At 48.8% G+C, this 17,645-nt stretch carries 10 protein-coding genes; 2 read left to right on the top strand and 8 right to left on the bottom strand.

From position 1 onward, the window contains the following. Positions 1 to 102: 102 nt before the first annotated feature. On the bottom strand, positions 103 to 1,137 hold the full coding sequence (locus tag MiSe_RS00430) for a calcium-binding protein (protein ID WP_226572932.1): 1,035 nt from the start codon (positions 1,135 to 1,137) through the stop codon (positions 103 to 105). Between the two features lie 79 nt (positions 1,138 to 1,216). Then, a complete protein-coding gene (locus tag MiSe_RS00425) occupies positions 1,217 to 1,387 on the bottom strand; it encodes a ribbon-helix-helix domain-containing protein (protein WP_226572648.1) in 171 nt (56 codons plus the stop codon). A gap of 69 nt (positions 1,388 to 1,456) precedes the next feature. Here MiSe_RS00425 and MiSe_RS00420 point away from each other — a divergent pair, with 69 nt between their 5' ends. After that, complete coding sequence (locus MiSe_RS00420) at positions 1,457 to 2,653, top strand: RNA-guided endonuclease InsQ/TnpB family protein (RefSeq protein ID WP_226572646.1); 1,197 nt, start codon at positions 1,457 to 1,459, stop codon at positions 2,651 to 2,653. Here MiSe_RS00420 and MiSe_RS00415 read toward each other — a convergent pair. Further along, a complete protein-coding gene (locus MiSe_RS00415) occupies positions 2,586 to 6,338 on the bottom strand; it encodes a S8 family serine peptidase (protein WP_226572644.1) in 3,753 nt (1,250 codons plus the stop codon). The two genes, MiSe_RS00420 and MiSe_RS00415, sit on opposite strands and share 68 nt — an antisense overlap. A gap of 904 nt (positions 6,339 to 7,242) precedes the next feature. Between MiSe_RS00415 and MiSe_RS00410 the strand changes: the two genes are divergently transcribed. Further along, a complete protein-coding gene (locus MiSe_RS00410; protein WP_226572642.1) occupies positions 7,243 to 9,483 on the top strand; it encodes a S8 family serine peptidase in 2,241 nt (746 codons plus the stop codon). A 63-nt stretch (positions 9,484 to 9,546) separates the two neighbouring features. Here MiSe_RS00410 and mrdA read toward each other — a convergent pair whose 3' ends face one another. The 5 genes from mrdA to ctaD all read right to left on the bottom strand — a co-directional run bounded on the left by mrdA (position 9,547) and on the right by ctaD (position 17,594). After that, positions 9,547 to 11,361 (bottom strand): penicillin-binding protein 2, encoded by a 1,815-nt coding sequence (gene mrdA, locus MiSe_RS00405; RefSeq protein ID WP_226572640.1) that lies wholly within the window; start codon positions 11,359 to 11,361, stop codon positions 9,547 to 9,549. Between the two features lie 82 nt (positions 11,362 to 11,443). Beyond that, entirely contained in the window at positions 11,444 to 11,605 is a 162-nt protein-coding gene (locus MiSe_RS00400; RefSeq protein WP_226572638.1) for a hypothetical protein, read from the bottom strand. A gap of 73 nt (positions 11,606 to 11,678) precedes the next feature. Beyond that, entirely contained in the window at positions 11,679 to 14,432 is a 2,754-nt protein-coding gene (locus MiSe_RS00395; RefSeq protein WP_226572630.1) for a tyrosinase family protein, read from the bottom strand. A 598-nt stretch (positions 14,433 to 15,030) separates the two neighbouring features. Continuing rightward, entirely contained in the window at positions 15,031 to 15,651 is a 621-nt protein-coding gene (locus tag MiSe_RS00390) for a cytochrome c oxidase subunit 3 (protein WP_226572628.1), read from the bottom strand. Between the two features lie 194 nt (positions 15,652 to 15,845). Beyond that, positions 15,846 to 17,594 (bottom strand): cytochrome c oxidase subunit I, encoded by a 1,749-nt coding sequence (gene ctaD, locus MiSe_RS00385; protein WP_226572627.1) that lies wholly within the window; start codon positions 17,592 to 17,594, stop codon positions 15,846 to 15,848. Positions 17,595 to 17,645 lie beyond the last annotated feature (51 nt).

Here is a 17,645-nt window from a genome sequence, read left to right as displayed (position 1 = left end):
TACGCAAAGAAACCGGGTTTCTATGAAAAATCGTCGCTTTGGAACTAGAGATCGCAGCTGGAAACCCGGTTTCTAGGATCGTCGTGGGTAAGTCCTGTAGAACTACACGTAGACAAAGTAGCTAGCGCTCAGATTTAAACCCGTCACGCCCGCCACGCGAGCAATCAGTTCATCATTAGCACTGAACCCAGGCGTGCCATCGTTATCGCGGAAGATATCGGTATTGCCGACGCTGGAAGACAGAATGTAGTTAGCAGCAACTCCTGCTAGCTGGATGAAATCCTGGGTGGTACTAAAGTCAGTTATCAGAGCGAAATCGCTCGTGCCGCTATTGCTGGCATTGCCATCGTTATAGTAGGCTCCCTTGCTAGCATCCCCCAGAACGAAACGATCTGAGCCTAGCCCACCAATCAGAGTATCTAACTCGCCTTTTCCGGGGGCGCTATTGGAGGAGTCAACGCCACTGAGGGTGTCGTTGCCATTGCCGCCGGAGAGGGAGTCATTTCCAGCACCGCCGACTAAATTGTCGTTGCCATCATCACCGGAGAGGGAGTCATTTCCAGCACTGCCAACGAGGGTGTCATCATCTGCCCCGCCAGCGAGAGAATCATTGCCAGCGCCACCAACAAGCGAGTCTTTCCCATTGCCACCATTGAGGATATCGTTACCCGCCTCGCCAGAGAGGGAGTCGTTACCTTCGCCGCCGAAGAGCGAATCATTGCCAGTACCGCCGTAGATTAAATCGCTACCTGCTAACCCATCAATCGAATCATTGCCGAAAGTGCCGTAAATCGTGTCCTTGCCGAGAGTCGCTTTGGTGTCGTTGTTGCGGATAGTACCCGTAGCTTTGGCATCGGCGATGATGGCAAAGCTAGGGTTACTCAGGTTGACGAAGAAAATCTCGTCTGGTTCAGATATGGTATCGCCAATCACCGATACCGATAGGGTTTTAGTAGTATCCCCCGGATTAAACGTCAGGGTACCGCTAGCAGCGATATAGTCTTCCCCAGCTTTAGCCGTACTGTTCGCCGTGGCATACTGCACCGTCACTGTCTTGGTTGCAGGCTGAGATAGACTAACGGTGAAAGTAGCATTGGCAGTTCCTACATCCCCTTCGGTAACAGTTGCGTTACTGATAGACAGTTGAGGAACCTGTTGGTTGCCAAAATTAATGTCATTGACCGGAAATCGGAGGGCGCAAGCCCCTAGCTTCTAGCTATGGGGATAAGCCCGATGGGGAATTTATTCCCCGTCCTAGTCTCCGCACTGCATCACGAATCACATCGTTGTAGTCAATACCTTCAGACTCCGACACCTTCTGGACTATCTCCCACTCCTGCTCACTTAGTCGAACAGTTAATTTTTTAGCTGCGTATTTCTTTGGCATAACAAAGTTTTATATGTTATTATGGGTCTATAAGCCATACACTAACAAAAAACAGGAGGTGATTCAAGAGTGTTGGTACTAGAGTACAAAGCAGTTCTCAAAAAGTCTCAATCCACAGCGATAGACGAAGCTATCCGTACAAGTCAGTTTGTACGGAACAAAGTATTACGTTATTGGATGGATAACCGTGGAGTGGGCAAGAAACAGCTATATCAGTACAACACTCAATTGCGAGCAGAGTTTGATTTTGTCAAAAACTTGAACAGCCACGCATGTCAAGCATCCGTTGAAAACGTGGAACGCGCAATCAACAGGTTTTTTGATAATTGCAAGAAGAACAAACCAGGCAAGAAAGGTTATCCTCAATTTAAAAAAGATAGCCGTTCTGTTGAGTACAAAACGTCAGGATGGAAGCTACACCAAACAAAGCGCCGAATCACTTTCTCAGACAAGAAAGGTATTGGTGAAGTTAAGTTGTTGGGTAAATGGGATATCCACACATACCCAATCGAGTTAATCAAGCGAGTCCGGATTGTACGCAAGGCAGATGGTTATTATGTTCAGTTTTGCGTCAAAGTTGATGCTCAACTTGAGCCTAGAAACGGAAACAGCGAGATTGGATTGGATGTGGGATTAGAGTATTTTTACTCCGATTCTAATGGGCATCACGAAGAAAATCCTCGTTTTCTCCGCCAAGCCGAAAAAGCCATCAAACACGCTCAACGTAGAATTTATAAAAAGGAAAAAGGGAAAAACAACAGACGAAAAGCTAGAGGGCGATATGCTCGGAAACATTTAAGAGTAAGTAGGCAACGGGAAGAACACGCCAAGAGAATGGCGCGTAACGTATGCAAGGCTAACGCTTTTGTCGCCTATGAAGACTTAAATGTGAGAGGACTGGTAAAGAATCGTCGTTTATCCAAGTCAATTAGCGATGTGGCTTGGAGCGCTTTTCGTCGTTGGCTGGAATACAATGCTAGGAAGTTCAGCACTCAAGTTGTGGCTGTTCCACCTCACTACACAAGCCAAAAGTGCAGTAGGTGTGGAAGTATCGTGAAAAAGACGTTGTCAACCCGAACACACGTCTGCAAATGTGGATGTGTTCTACAACGTGATGTGAATGCAGCCATCAACATTTTGTCAAAAGCAAAGTCTACCGGAGGGCATCCGGGAAGTAACGCTTGGGGAGTCGGAACCTCTACTCTGCTTGGGGCAACCCTGGTCGAGCAAGTTGCGACGTTGAGCCAAGAATCCCCTTGCCTTTAGGCATGGGGAGTGTCAAAATATCACCAGCACTGAGAGTGACCTTCTGGGAAGCTGGGACAGGCAAACCATTGCTATCGGTCAGCTGGAAGTTATCAACTAGCAAACCGGAATCAATCCCAGTATCTCCCACATCCGCAACCCCGACAGCCACATCGTAAGTTCCACCCTTGGTGAAGGTGTAGCTGTAAGTCCCAAACTTAGTTTCTTTCGGGAAAGAAGTAGCAGAAGTTACGAAAGAACTCTTGGTGTTTGCCAGCGTCGTCAAAGCGCCACCCCCAACGGAGAAGAAGGCAAAATCGTTGTAAGAACTCGGCGTTCCCTCTTTGGTAAAGAAGTTCCAATCGCAGCTCAACTTTGTGCCAGCGGACACTGTTATTGTCTTCTTGAGAACCGAACCTTCCGTAGCGTTGCCATTGCCCAAGCTGTCCAACTTGCCTGGGGTCAAACCCAGGTAGGTTTCCAGGTTCGTATCGCTGAAGGAACCAGTGCCGTTGGTGACAAAAGCGTCATAAATGCCATCTGTCGGGCCAGATTTAAACGCATCGGTTTGGATGGTAGTGTTGCCTTTGGTTTCCCAACTGGTGAAGTCACCCGTTTCAAAACTCTTATTGGTGGGGTTTACTGGAGTTGTCTGCTGCCAACCGTTTTGCATGACTTCGGCGACGGTGTAAGTACCCGGTTCCAAGTCGGTGAAAGCATAATTACCATTAGCATCGGTGACGACCGCGATTTCCCCTTGGTCAAGCTTGCTATTCTGGTTCGCGTCTAAATAAATTGTCCAGTTTGCCAGTCCCGGTTCATCGGGGTCTTGCACCCCATCCCCATTTTGGTCGTTCCACTTGATGCCTTTGATTTCTCCGGATAGTGCCTTGTTGCCAAAGTCAACGCCTTTGACCGTTTGTCCTGGATTAATCGTTATTGTGTGGGAACCTGGCAAGGGGTTGCCTGCGTCATCTGTAAGAGAGAAGTTATCTACTAGCAGACCGGAATCGAAACCAGTATCTCCTACATCCACCATCCCGACAGCTACCGTATAGGTTCCAGCTGTCGTGAAGGTTTGGGAGAAGGTGCCGAATCCGGTCTCTTCCTCAAAAATCGTAGGAGAAGTGACGAAAGAACTCTTGGTGTTAGCCAGTGTGTTCGAGGGATTTGACCCGATGGCAACGAAGGCAAAATCGTTGAAGAAACTGGGCGTTCCTTCGTTGGTGAGGAAGTTCCAATCGAAGGTTAATTTAGCCCCTTTAGGCACGGAGATTGTTTGTGTGATAACCGACCCTTCGGTGGCGTTGCCGTTGCCCAAGGCGTCTAAGCTACCGGCAGCCAATCCCGCGAAGCTTTCCAATGCTGTATCGCTGACCGAACCAACGCCGTTGGTAATCAAAGCGTCATAAGTACCATCGGTCGGAGTAGCACCATAGGCAGCTGTTTGGATGCTGGTGTTGCCCAAGGTTTGCCAACTGGTGAAGTTACCCGTTTCAAAACTCTTGTTACCAGGGGCGCCAGGAGAGGTTTGTGTCCAACCCTGTTTCACCACTTCAGCTACCGTGTAGGTGTCCGGTGCTAGGTTTTTGAAGCTGTATTCGCCGTTGACGCCAGTGGTGGTGAAAGTCTCCCCAGGGTCGAGAATACCGTCAAAGTCAGCGTCCAGGAAGATAGTCCAGCCCGCAAGTCCGGTTTCGCTGGCATCTTTAGCACCGTCGCCGTCCGTGTCTTTCCACTTGATGCCTTGGATTTCTCCGGGTAGCGCTTTGTTACCAAAGTCGATTTTGGTTTCAATCTCGCCCTTGCTGAGAGTGACCGTTTGCACCCCGCCTGACGGGAAGGTCGGCTGCCAGCCAGTCTGCGGCACTGCGCCAACTTGATAAGTTCCTGTTGCCAAGTCGGTAAAGGTATAGTTGCCATTAGCATCGGTTTGAGCGGACAGTTCGCCCGGATCGAACACACCGTTTTTGTTTTGGTCTATATAAGTTGTCCGGTTGCTGAGTCCCGGTTCGCCGATATCTTTGATGCCGTCGCCGTCTAAGTCGTTCCACTGAGTGCCTTTGATGACACCAAAATTAGTATCGCGGTTGCCGAAGTTAATGTTGTCAACAATCTGGTTGGCTGCTACGTTTACCGCGTGCGTACCTCCTGTTGGGAAGGTTTGTTCCCAATCCGGTTGCGGTACTTCAGCGACGGTGTAAGTACCTGGTTGCAGATTAATCAGGCTATAAGCACCAGAGGCGTCGGTGGTGGTAGAGGTTTCTCCTGGGTCTAGCTTACCGTTGTTGTTCTGGTCTAGATAAATCTTCCAGCCTGCTAAACCAGACTCGTTGTTGTCTTTGATACCATCAACGTCTTTGTCATTCCACTTGATGCCGCTAATCGCACCTTTACCCGGTTGCAGCAGGAGTGAGTTAAAAGCGTTGAGTCGTCCTCCAGTAACGGTTTTTCCGTTTAAGGCAGCAATGGGATCGGCGAAGTTCAGAATCCGATCCTTAACCTGCGGTGCTGTCAGGTTCGGGTATTGCGACCAAATCAAACTGGCTACCCCAGCTACGTGGGGGGTTGCCATCGAGGTGCCGCTGTAGGTGCCGTAGCTGTTATTCGGTAGGGTGCTGTAGATATTATCTCCAGGTGCACCCAAGTCTACGGATGTGGCACCGTAGTTGGAAAAATAGGCTAGGGCATCGTTGTGGTCTGTGGCAGCAACCGAGATAATGTTATCCAGGTTGAAGCCGGAAGGATAGTGGGGAAATATATCGGTATTTGTTGCATCATTCCCGGCGGCGGCAATAAATAACTGTCCTTTGCTCCCAGCATATTGAATCGCATCTTTGAGTGCCGCAGAACCGGGACCACCTCCCCAGCTATTGTTGGTGACTTTCACCCCCATGTTGGCGCTATACTCTATCGCCTTGACAATGTTGAAGTCTGTGGCGTTAGGGAAAATCTTGATCGGCATGATTTTGGCTGACCAGTTGACGCCAGCAACGCCGGTGCTGTTATTACCAACTGCGCCTATTGTGCCTGCGACATGGGTACCGTGTCCCTGATAATCCAACGGGTTCGAGTCTCCATCGGAAAAGTCATAGCCGTGAATATCATCCACGTACCCGTTGCCGTCATTATCGATTCCATCTCCGGCAATTTCTCCCGGATTTGTCCAAATGTTGGCAGCTAGATCCGGGTGATTGTAATCTACCCCTGTATCAATCACCCCAACCACAACATTATTGCCGGTTTGAATATTCCAGGCTTCTGGGGCGTCGATGTCGGCATCCAGCTTTCCACCTGTCTGTCCGGTATTGTTTAGCCCCCAAAGTTGGTTAAAACTGGGGTCGTTGGGGGTTGCATCCAAACTGCGGATATAGTTGCGTTCGATATATTCGATCCTGGAATCGTTACCAAAGGTGGCAATCGCTTGATCCGCAGTCAGACTTCTGAGTTCCCACAGTTGAATACCCAGATTTGTCGTTGTGCCGAGAACTGTAGCACCTAGACTTTGTTGCAAAGACTCGATGTCTGCTGTCTGAACTCCTGAGTTGAACTTGACAATCACCTGGTTGGGGACGTATTCCGCATCAGGAACCCGGTTGGGGCGATCTCGCAAGTTCTCGTCACGTCGCTCGACAGTTTGATTTTCCAGCTGCTGTTGTTGCTGACCAAACGCCATTATGTCGTCGATCGGTTGATTGTTTTGCATACTTTGCTTCTAGTGAGCATTAGTGTTGGTTTGAACTAGCGGTAGTTGCACCAAGCTTGCCCTTGTCTCATGCTTCCTGCTAAAACTTGCTCAGAACTGATGCAGGGTTTACTGACTTTCACGTTTTTGCCCCATGAAAATCCCCCAACCCCCTTTTTTTAACTGGGCTTGGCATCGGTTCCGTCGGTATTGCAACGCCGCGATAACGAGCAAAAAGAATTACTTCTCTTCGCCGTAAAAATACTTAAACAACGCTTTTGTAGCTTGTTTGTATTTTATTTACTACTAAGTCAGCTTAGCTAAAGCTTCACAAAAGCGTCAAGGAATTCCGGCAACACTTTACAAAGTTTTGTAACTTGTCGTGCTAAAATATACCGAAATTAAGCAACGCTGTTGACTCAGCCGGATATGAGTGGCTAACTTCTGGGTCACTTTGACTTTAGAAAAATATCAGATCGGGTAGTTGAGTGGCCCAGGCATTAGGAATGGCATGGGATGATTTCTCCTCTAGGATGAATAAGGCGATATGCCTCCCTTCCGCTGCGCGATCGCTGCGATAATATTGATTAAAAACAACGGCTGCTTGAGAGTCAGCTTGAGAAATAGTTGAGATTGCCTGACTTATGCTTGACTATGGCGCGACATGCACTTGAGCAAATGCAAATCCAAAGAACATGTGTCAGGCAATACTAAGTAATACGCTCTTTCCCTGAGAACGCGATCGCGCGGATTTGTGGCGAAAAGTCAGGGATTTGGCTAGGGAACCCATCTGGGGCATCTATCTAAATAGGTATTTTAAAGCTTTTATAAAGATTTTGTAATTTTTAGGTAAAACTCTTTCTGTAGCCCATAATACCCGAAACTCGCCTGTATAGTGGAAGTACGATCCCTAAGGGGGTTATTTATGCTATTCGACAATGCAGGGCAATCATCCGGTACGTATAGGGTTCTAAATATCACTTCCAGTCCCCAGAGGTTTACCGATGCTATCGACGCCGTTGACCCCTACGATCTTTATCAGTTCACTCTTAGCAGTCGCAGCGGCTGCCACATGTCCCTCAGCGGCATGAGCGCGAATGCTGACATGCAGCTGCTATCTGATAGCCGTCAGGTGTTGCACAGTTCGACCAATGTCAGCACAAGCAACGAAACCGTCGATACAATCTTAGATCCAGGCACTTACTACATCAAGATTTATCCATTTGGTGCTGCCAGCAACGCTGACAATCTTACGGTGTCTGCCATCCCATCGAGTAACCCGCCAAAGACTTCTAGCGACAGCATCAACAACGACATTTTAACCAATTTTACCAACATTTCCATTCCCAATCCAGGCAACACATCTAGCCAACAAGACTTGACAAATTGGACAGGTTTGGCAGCTAATCCAATCCCTCCGAGTGTCAGCCCCAATCCACCTGCGATCGTACCTATTAATACTGTTCCAAATTTTACTAATTTTAGCGTAATTGATGCTTCCGGCGATAACACTCTCGATACTGTGTTTAAAGGCGGAGCGCTCCGGGTTAGCTATGACTTAGCCAACGGAGCATCTGTGTCAAAGGTTGAGCTGGAACTTGTGCAATTTGATCGTATTGTAGATAGTTTAGGAAATTGGACTGAGAATAAATTATCTAATAATCTGATTAATCTAGCGAACTTTTCAAATCTATCTGAGGGCGAATATCTAGTTCGTGCAATTGGAACTACAACCAGCGGTCAAAAGATTTTCTCCCCCTTCCAAAGCTTAGAAATTTTACCTTGGAATAAAAGCATTGGCACATTTACTGCCGACACCCTGAATTACTCGAACGTACCGGGAGAAGGAGCAGTATTTCTGGGACGCGGCGGCACAGATACGCTCAATCTTGCCGGAATTTCTCGCAATGATGTGACGAGCATCAATGGCATGAAGCTCAGTGGGTTCAATCCATTGTCCAACTCGACAGCGAATCAAGCAATTTTTAAAGGGACAGCCTTTGATTATTTAACCCTGGCTAATGGAGGAGAAATCTATTTTCAAGGAATTGAAAACCTCAAGTTTGCAGACGGGACAAATTTAGAACTGCAAGTTCGGCCCAAGGATGGGTATTTTGATTATCAGTGGAATCTGCACGTATCCGATGTAGATAGCGCTTGGCGCTTTACTCAAGGAGCGAATAACGTATTATTGGCTTCTTTAGATACGGGAATATTGACAGCAGCGGGAGCAAGCGGCAGCATCGTTGATATAGCACAGGGGCGTTTGATAACCGATCCAACCGACGATGATAACGAAGACGATGACAATAACCCGAATAACGGCAAGAATACTTACGGACACGGGCATTCGTCGATTAGTATTATGTCGTCAACAGCTAACAACAATTCTGGGATTGCTGGCATCAATTGGAACAGCCAAGTATACGTGAACGACGTGTATCGAGGTGTCTCTTTACTGCAAGGGATTGGTGACACAATTAATTACGCACGCGCCAATAATATGCGAGTTGTATTCCAAGGAGGAATTCAAGAGGATGGTTGGCTAAATTATTGGGGGGCTACGCGGGAGCAACTCGAACAGCTAATCGAAAATAACTCGGATATTGCCCTGTTTGCAGTTGCTGCGGGGAATGGCGGTCCAGGCGGTAATTTCGCCGATCCAAACTATCTAACCAGCGTTAATGGTCTGGCAAGGCTGGAAACAACGCACAGCAACGTCATGTCAGTTGGCGCATTGCAAACCATAGGGGATGTTAATGGGGTACGTCAGTGGCAATACGAGTGGGTGAATGGTTTATTAAACGCCAAGGTGGCAAATATTGCACCATATTCTAATCGCGGGTCTAATTTGACCTTAATGGCGGCAACAGATTCGCCCGCGATGGATAAATATGGCAGTGTGAATTATTTTCCCGGAACTTCTGCTTCCAATCCCAATTTAGCTGGCATTGCCTCGCTAGTTTGGAGTGTCAATCCCAACTTAAATGCAGGGCAGGTGCGTCAAATTTTGACCAATACGGCAATGGACTTGGGTGTCCCAGGGCGGGATAATACCTTTGGTCATGGGTTAGTCAATGCTGATGCTGCGGTGCGTCGGGCTTGGGCGCTACAAAGAAGTTCCGATTTGGCTAATCTTTACGGGGGTAGTTCGTTGCTGGTTTAGCTAATAGCTAATGGCTAATGGCAAAAAACAATTAGCCATTAGCCATTAGCCATTACCCATTACCTATTTGCGTTGATTGAAATAAGTTCTGAAGACCTCGCGGGCGATGGGAACCGCAGTCACGCCGCCGTAGCCACCATTTTCGACGACGACCGCGATCGCTATGGTCGGTTTGTTTACCGGGGCATAACCCACAAACACGGCATTGCTTCGGCGACCGTGGGGTACTTCCGCCGTCCCCGTCTTACCTGCTGTTGGAGGAAGAGAACCATCGTTGAGCTTTTTAGCAGTTCCTTGTGTTACCGCAGCTCTGAGTCCAGAACGAATCGCATCAACTGCGTCTGGGGATAGACCTGTGGGTTCTGGTTTATATTCGGCGGTTTTAGTTTGATCGGCAAGCAAATGGGGTTTAACGCGCATCCCGCCGTTAGCGATCGCACTTACCACCACCGCCATCTCTAAGGGAGTCACCAGCACTAAGCCTTGACCGATGGACATGCTAATGGTATCCCCTGGATACCAGGGTTCTTTATAAAGCTTCTGTTTTTCCTCCGGCGTCGGGAGACTGCCGTGAGTGCCTCCCGGCAACTTCAGATCGGTTACGTTGCCAATTCCCAGCTTATGACCCCACTTAGAAATTTCTTCTGGCCCTACTTTTAGCCCCATGCGGTAAAAGAAGGTATTGCTGCTAACCGCTAGCGCCTGACGAAAGCCAATTACGCCATAACCGCTGCCTGAGTGTTCCCCGAAAAAGAATCCACCCAGACTGATACCAGCCGAGGTAGCAATCCTTGAGCCTGGGGAATATTTTCCAGAACCCATCCCCGCCGCCGAGGTGACAATTTTGAACGTACTGCCGGGTGGATAGCCTTGCAAAGCGCGATTGAGAAACGGCTTGTTGCGTGCCTGAAGGCTCTGCCACTCAGCCCTAGACACCTTGCGCGTAAAGAAATTGGGGTCAAACGTCGGGGTGCTAGCCAGCGCCAAAACTGCCCCCGTTCTGGGGTCGATAACCGCAACTGCACCCCGCCGACGGCCTAGAGCTTGTTCAGCTGTTTTTTGCAGGTCGAGATCCAAGGTGAGGGTGACTTGAGCGCCCGCCTGGGGCTGACGGATGCCCATTTCGCGCAATTCTTTGCCTCTGGCATCCACTTCGATCAAGCGGCTGCCCCAGATGCCTCTGATCTGTTTATCGGCGAGGCGTTCGACTCCCATTTTGCCGACAATCATCCCTACAGGAAAGTCGGGGTTTGCTTTCATATCTGCGCTCGTCGCTTCGCCGATGTATCCCAAAACGTGGGAAGCTATTTCCCCGTTGGGATAGTAACGGCTCGACTCGGCGCGGATTTCCAAACCCTGAAATTGAGTCGCCAGTTCTTCCAGGGCGACGAAGGCTTCCGGGGAGAGATTTTGCGCCACCCTTACTGGCAAAGCCGATACATAGCCTGCCTGGTCTAATTTTTCCAGGATTTCCTCGCTGGGAATATCCAGGATGGCGCTCAGTTTATTCGCCGTGACTTGCCATTGGGCGGGGGTTTGTTGCAAGGGCCACACAAACACCGAGCGAGCTACCCGACTGGCTGCCATCACTTTGCCTTTACGGTCTACAATATTGCCCCTCGCCGATGCCATCGGGATCAAGCGCACGCGGTTTTGTTCGGCTTGCTTCCGGTAGTACTGTCCTTGCAGCAGTTGCAGTTGCACCAAACGAGCCGTGCAAACGCTCATAAACGAAGTGACCATCAGCATCAACACGACGGCTCGGTATTTGGCGCTAGTAGGGCGCGCCGCAGTTTGAGGTCTAACTGGGTTTGCCTCGCGCGAGAGGTTTGCGACACGACGCTTAGAACGAAAAGGAATTGGAATTCTGCCAGCCATTTTGATCGGATTTGCTCTGCTAGGGAGATGTCTTTTGTATTAAAAGTTAATTCCCAATCAATTGTAAGTTGATCGACCTGGTCTACTCGCCGAAGCACCAAGAAAGCACTAGGGCGATCGCAACTAAACTCAGCCACCCTGGGATGCTAAACGTCCGGAGCAATTCTAAAGGGTAAAGCACGATCGCGTTAGTCAAGCATAAAACGCTCAATACCAATAGGGGCAGCAAGATAATGGGGGGCATAATAACAGGGTAAGATGAGGAAGCCTTGGATGTATTATGCACGGATTCTCGCTCATCTGCCCCATTGCAGCAGTTAGATGTAATTAAAGTAACTGCTTGACAAACTCAAATCCGTAGCGTCTTTGACGATTGCAATCAGTTCATCCTCAGCAACGGTTCTCTGGTAAATTGCCGTCCCGCTGGGTAAACCCTTGGGAGAGGCAACCAGCCGATAGCCGGATGCGGAACCTGAGAGCAGGATAAAATCTTCCTTGCTGTTGAAGTCGGTAATGATAGCGTAATCGCTCAAACCCTTGTCTTTGGTGTTGCCGTCGTTGTAGTAGGCGCCAATCTTACTTCCCAGGATGAACGTATCTGATTCGGAACCACCCGTGAGACGATCGATCTCGCCCATTCCAGGTCTGGCAGCTTTGGGAGCGACACCAATGACGGTGTCTTTACCTTTATCTCCATAAACTTCATCGTTGCCGCTGTCGCCGCAGACCATGTCATCGCCTTGACCGCCGTAGATCGTGCTGTCGCCTTCTCCACCATAGATCGAGTCGTTGTCTTGGTTGCCGTAGAGTTGATCTTTGCCTTTACCGTAGATGCGATCGCTACCTATATTGCCGTAAAGGACATCGTCGTCCCCATCGCCGTAGACATCGTCATCCCCTTTACCACCGTAGAGGGTGTTATTGCCTTTACCTCCATACAGGGTATCGTTGCCTTGGTTGCCGTTGATGTCGTCGTTACCGCCGTCACCGTAGAAGAAGTCCTTGCCTTTGCCGCCAAAGACTTGGTCGTCTCCATCCCCGGCATAAAAGAAATCATCCCCATCGCCGCCAGAGATGGTGTTGTTGCCGCTGTCGCCGGAAAGGGTATCGTTGCCTTTACCACCCGTCTGGGGTGTTTCGGGTAGACCCACACCACCGCCACCGTCATTATCCAGAATCTTAGCAAGACCTTGGGCGTCGGCGATCGCAGCGCCTTTGGGGTTGCTCAAAAAGAGCGGCGCTGTTTCGTCAAACTCCGGCAGCCTATCATCGATAACGTTTAAAGTAATAACTTGTTTGGTTTGGCCTGGGCTGAACGTTATCTGACCCTTAGAGGCAATCGCACTAACGTCGGGACGTCCGCCGGTAATTTGACCGCGAATTTCTCCCCCTGGCAACCTTTTGGTATGAACGTTTAGGTACAGCTTGGTATCGTCTCCGGGAGTTGCCGACTTGAGACTGGCGGTAAACTCGCTAATGGATTTAGTGGCTTTATCGGTTGTTTCCCAAACCCCGGTAATGATGGTAGAACCATCTGGGTTAATCGTAGCCTTCCAGTCGTCTGCGTCTTGACCTTTGGAAATATCTAAAACAACCGGGCCGTTGACGTTTGATGACCCGACGTGAAAGTGAACGCCAGTAACATCATCCCCTGTATCAGAGGTTTGAGGCGCTAGGCCCAACAACGGCCCAAAATCTAAGCCGGAAATTTTTGTTGCATAAGTCAGAGCATCGCCTTTGCCGTTAAGTTGGAAAAAGCCGAAGCCGGTGGCTTTGGAATTGACGGGCGGGACTTCTTGGTTGCCGGATAAAACTGTTTCGTAGGCGGTATTGCCTTCTATGTTGGCAAATGTCAAAGCATAGTTTACCGTCACAGTCTGCAAGCTTGGCTCCGACAAGCTGATGGTAAAGTTTAATTCCCCGCTACCTTCCCCTACCGATGGGTCGTTAACGGAGATTTGGGGTAGGGATGGATCGATACCGGGTTCGGGGCTTGGGGGATTGGGGCTTGGGGGATTGGGGCTTGGGGGATTGGGGCTTGGGGGATTGGGGTTTTGGGGGTCGGGGGTTTGGGTGGGTTGGCGATCGCTTGTATCGTATGTGTAACCCAGAGGTTCGGTAGCCAGCAGTTGCTCTGGAGAGACATCCCCGAAATTAAATAAAGGGTCGTTGATGTCAAGTCCAGCACTTCCCGGCGCGCCGTCTAGGGGAAGATACGGACGAAAGTTGGGATTATTTTGGTTGCGTTCGATCCACTCATCCCAGAGGCGGTCAATGTTGGCGTGGTGCAGGAAAAAGACCGCATCGTTAGGAGAAGTCGCCAAACCCATCGCGCCACCCACCCAGACATGGGGGCGTCCGTGGGGCGTTGCTTCCACAGTGGATCGAAAGGTATCGTAGGTGGGTTGGCTGAGGGCTTCTTCTACATCCGCTTGTGTCGGTAAGTTGGCACTGCCGAAAAATACTGAGGACGGATCGAAGATGGAACCAAAGGTGCGCTGTAAAAATCGCGCCTGTCCGGTCGGGTTTACTTGCGATCGCGAATTAAACGTCAGCGTCCACACGTTCTGCTGGTTTAGCTGTTCCGTCGGTTGATTCCGCCGCGAGACATCGGGTGCTTTAAACGGCCCGGTTCGCACAAAATAATTATCTTGCGCTTCGCCGGAACCTCCCATAAAATCGTCGCTGAAAACGGCTCTGGTACTGTCTGACCTGGTGGGGTCCCAGTAAGGTAGGCTGACGCCTGGGTCTACCAACTGTAGTTCTTGCTCGAACCTGCGGATAAATTCGCGATGCCACGGCAGGAATGGTGGCCCACCGTGGACGGGTGGCATTTCAAACGCCATTTCTCCCCTCGCGTCTACTTGCCCAAAAGCTAGTTGGTGCAACCTGACGAAGTAATCATAGGCATTGGGAGCAGTTTCAGTCGTATTGGTTGCGGGATTAAAAATTGTGTAGGAGGAAGGTCTATTTTTTAACGCTAAAACCGCGTTGACAAACCGCTGTTTTTCTTGGGGGGTGAGATCCTTAGCGTCCTTGCGAACTAGGAGATTATCGTCAGTGTGGTTCATCGGTTGATTGTTTCCTTAAAACAAAGTTGCTCGTCAAACTACGCACCCTGACCTGTAGCTTAGGAGCGAATTGCGGCAAAAAGGTTCCCTAAACTAGGAAAAGTTGATTTTTCCCACGACAGCTGTCTGGATCGAACCCGCACAGCGATTTTTCGCGCCAAAACTGCGCGATCGCCTGCCGGGAAAGCGCATCCCACCCAGCTAAACCAAGGCTCAGGTCAGATAATGGTTATATGAACTCCTGCCAACTTTCTAGGGTTTTTACTGAGTACTGCATGTTAATTTATACTTTTTTTCCACTTAAATGCCAAACTTAATACATTGTTAAACTGCTGAGCCTGGGGTTTGCTTAAAACGAGTTCAGCCATAAGTTACACGTTCGCGAAGGAATATTCATATTACTCAAAAAGATAGACCAATACAAGCTGTACATTCCTTGCGAACGAGGAGATATATTTAGGTCCTACCCATGCACAGGATAATTTAAAAAATATTTATTATATCACCCAAAAGTAGTTTTGTCAAGATTGAAGATGAAAGTCAAGAAAAATATCCCCAATTGGGGACATTTTGGTCAAAAAACGCTTGATGAGGGAATCTAAAGAATGTAAAGCAGGAAAAAGAGAATCACCCAAATAATATCTACAAAGTGCCAGTAGAGTTCGGCTGCTTCGATGCCAAAGTAGTGTTGACTGGAATAGTGATTCGGTTTAAGCGATCGCCACAACACTGCCAGAATTGCCAACACGCCCACGCAAACGTGCAAACCGTGGAAACCCGTTAAAACGTAAAACGTACTGGCAAATAGATTGCTTTTCAGACCAAACTCCAGATGGCTGTATTCGTAACCTTGTCCGGCGAGGAAAAGTACGCCCATAACAGCGGTGGCGATAAACCAATTCCGCATTGCGGCGACGTTGTTATTTTTAATCGCCGTATCGGCTTGGTGAATCACAAAACTGCTAGAAATTAGCACCAAAGTATTAATTCCAGGCAGCAATAATTCTAACTCAGGCGTACCTGCGGGAGGCCAAACGGGTGCAACGGCGCGGAAGGTGAGATAGGCGCTAAATAGCCCCATAAAAATCATCCCTTCTGCCACTAGGAATACTAGCAACCCAAATATACGGTGATCGGGATGGGCTTCACCATGAGCTGCTTCAGCTTTATGGTGATAGTTTAGAGCAGTTTTAGATGGCTCGATAGTTGAACTTTGCATGAATTGTTAATTGCTAATGGCTAATGGGTAATTGGTCAATTTGATTGCACAGGACTTACGCAGAGTCTCCATATGTAGGGTGCTCTCTTCGGTAGCGTAACGCACCGTTCCACCATATTTATTGCCCCAGCTTTATTCCTGTTGCAGATTTTAGATTTAATTTCAATCTGAAATCTGCAATCTAAAATCTAAAATTATCCTTGACGGTCGTCGGGATGCGCCGCTTTTGCGGGGTCGGGATCGGCACGTAGTGCAGAATTTGGTCCGGCGGATAAAGCTGGATCTTCTGCTTCCGAGAAGGGGACATCGACTTCGGTGTTGCGGTTTCCCATACCATAGTCATAAGGACCAATGGCTAAAACCGGCGTGGTAGCAAAATTTTCTGCTGGTGGCGGCGAGGGGGTTGTCCACTCCAAAGTTAGTGCTTGCCAAGGATTATCACCCGCTAAGGGGCCATATAGCCAACTCCAAGCGGCGTTGACGAGGAAGGGAATAGTAGAAACCGCAAGCAGATAAGCACCAATCGTACATAACAAATTCAGCGGTGCGAGTGCAGGGTCATATTCTGCCACGCGGCGGTTCATTCCCAATAAACCGAGTTCGTGCATCGGTAAAAAGGTCAAATTAAAACCAGCAAACGTGAGGGCAAAGTGAACGATACCCCAAGTTTCATTCATCATCCGTCCCGTCATTTTGGGGAACCAATGATAAAGCGAGGCATAAATACCAAAAACCGAACCGCCAAACAAAACGTAGTGCAGGTGGGCGACGATAAAGTAAGTATCGTGAACGTGAATATCAAAGGGTACGGAAGCCACCATAACGCCGCTGATTCCGCCGATCACGAACATGGAAACAAACCCCATTGCAAATAGCATGGCGCTGTTTAAACGTAACTTACCGCCCCAAATTGTTGCCAACCAGCTAAATACTTTAATTCCGGTTGGCACGGCAATCACCATCGTGGCGATCATAAAAAACATCCGCAACCAAGCGGGAGTGCCGCTGGTAAACATGTGGTGCGCCCAAACAAGTAAACCCAAGAAAGCAATGGCGATACTTGAGTATGCGATCGCGCGATATCCAAAAATTGGTTTGCGGGAATGAACCGGAATAATTTCCGAAATTGCCCCAAATAAAGGCACAATCATGATATAAACCGCTGGGTGCGAATAAAACCAGAATAAGTGCTGATACACGACTGGATCGCCCCCGCCAGTCGGGTTAAAAAATGCCGTCCCGGCGATTAAATCAAACGCCAGTAAAATCAAAGCACCGGCTAACACTGGCGTTCCAATTAAAATTAGTGCGGAAGTCGCCATCATTGACCAGCAGAACAAAGGCATTTGATTGATTCCCATGCCGGGAATTCGCATTTTTAAGATTGTGACCAGAAAGTTAATTGCCCCCAAAATTGAGGAAGTACCGAGTAAAAGGACGCTAGTAATCCAAATTGCCTGACCGACTTTGGCGTTAAGAATGCTCAAAGGTGGATAGGATGTCCAACCTGCTTGGGGTGCTTCTAAAAAGAAACTGCTAATCAGCAATAAACCGCCAAACGGGATAATCCAAAAAGCAACGGCATTGAGTTTAGGAAACGCCATATCCCGCGCCCCAATCATTAGCGGGATTAAAAAGTTAGCTATCCCCGCGCCTGCCGGTACAATCCACAAGAAAATCATCACCGTCCCGTGAACCGTCAACAAGCCGTTATAAAGTTCGCGGCTGACAAAATCCACATCTGGCGTTGCCAGTTCGGTTCGCATCGCCGTCGCTAAGGAACCGCCGATTAAGTAGAAGCAAAAGGACGTGACCAGGTATTGAATTGCAATAACTTTGTGGTCGGTATTAAACGTAAAGTAGTCGCGCCAATTTCTAAACAGCGGTTCTTCGTTATGAACGACTCTATTGGCTTGGGCTTGAAGCTCTATATTGCTTGTCATGGCTAATTGCTAATGGCTAATGGCTAATGGCTAATGGCTAATGGCTAATTG

The organism is Microseira wollei NIES-4236, assembly GCF_020521235.1.
In the GTDB taxonomy this organism is placed as follows: domain Bacteria; phylum Cyanobacteriota; class Cyanobacteriia; order Cyanobacteriales; family Aerosakkonemataceae; genus Microseira; species Microseira wollei.
Note: the sequence above shows the minus strand (reverse complement) of the source record. Positions and strands in the feature narration are given on the sequence as shown.

Coding starts and splice junctions, on each gene's coding strand:
- MiSe_RS00390 (WP_226572628.1), bottom strand. CDS start 15,651: ATGCAAAGTTCAACTATCGAGCCATCTAAAACTGCTCTAAACTATCAC.
- ctaD (WP_226572627.1), bottom strand. CDS start 17,594: ATGACAAGCAATATAGAGCTTCAAGCCCAAGCCAATAGAGTCGTTCAT.
- MiSe_RS00425 (WP_226572648.1), bottom strand. CDS start 1,387: ATGCCAAAGAAATACGCAGCTAAAAAATTAACTGTTCGACTAAGTGAG.
- MiSe_RS00400 (WP_226572638.1), bottom strand. CDS start 11,605: ATGCCCCCCATTATCTTGCTGCCCCTATTGGTATTGAGCGTTTTATGC.
- mrdA (WP_226572640.1), bottom strand. CDS start 11,361: ATGGCTGGCAGAATTCCAATTCCTTTTCGTTCTAAGCGTCGTGTCGCA.
- MiSe_RS00415 (WP_226572644.1), bottom strand. CDS start 6,338: ATGCAAAACAATCAACCGATCGACGACATAATGGCGTTTGGTCAGCAA.
- MiSe_RS00395 (WP_226572630.1), bottom strand. CDS start 14,432: ATGAACCACACTGACGATAATCTCCTAGTTCGCAAGGACGCTAAGGAT.
- MiSe_RS00410 (WP_226572642.1), top strand. CDS start 7,243: ATGCTATTCGACAATGCAGGGCAATCATCCGGTACGTATAGGGTTCTA.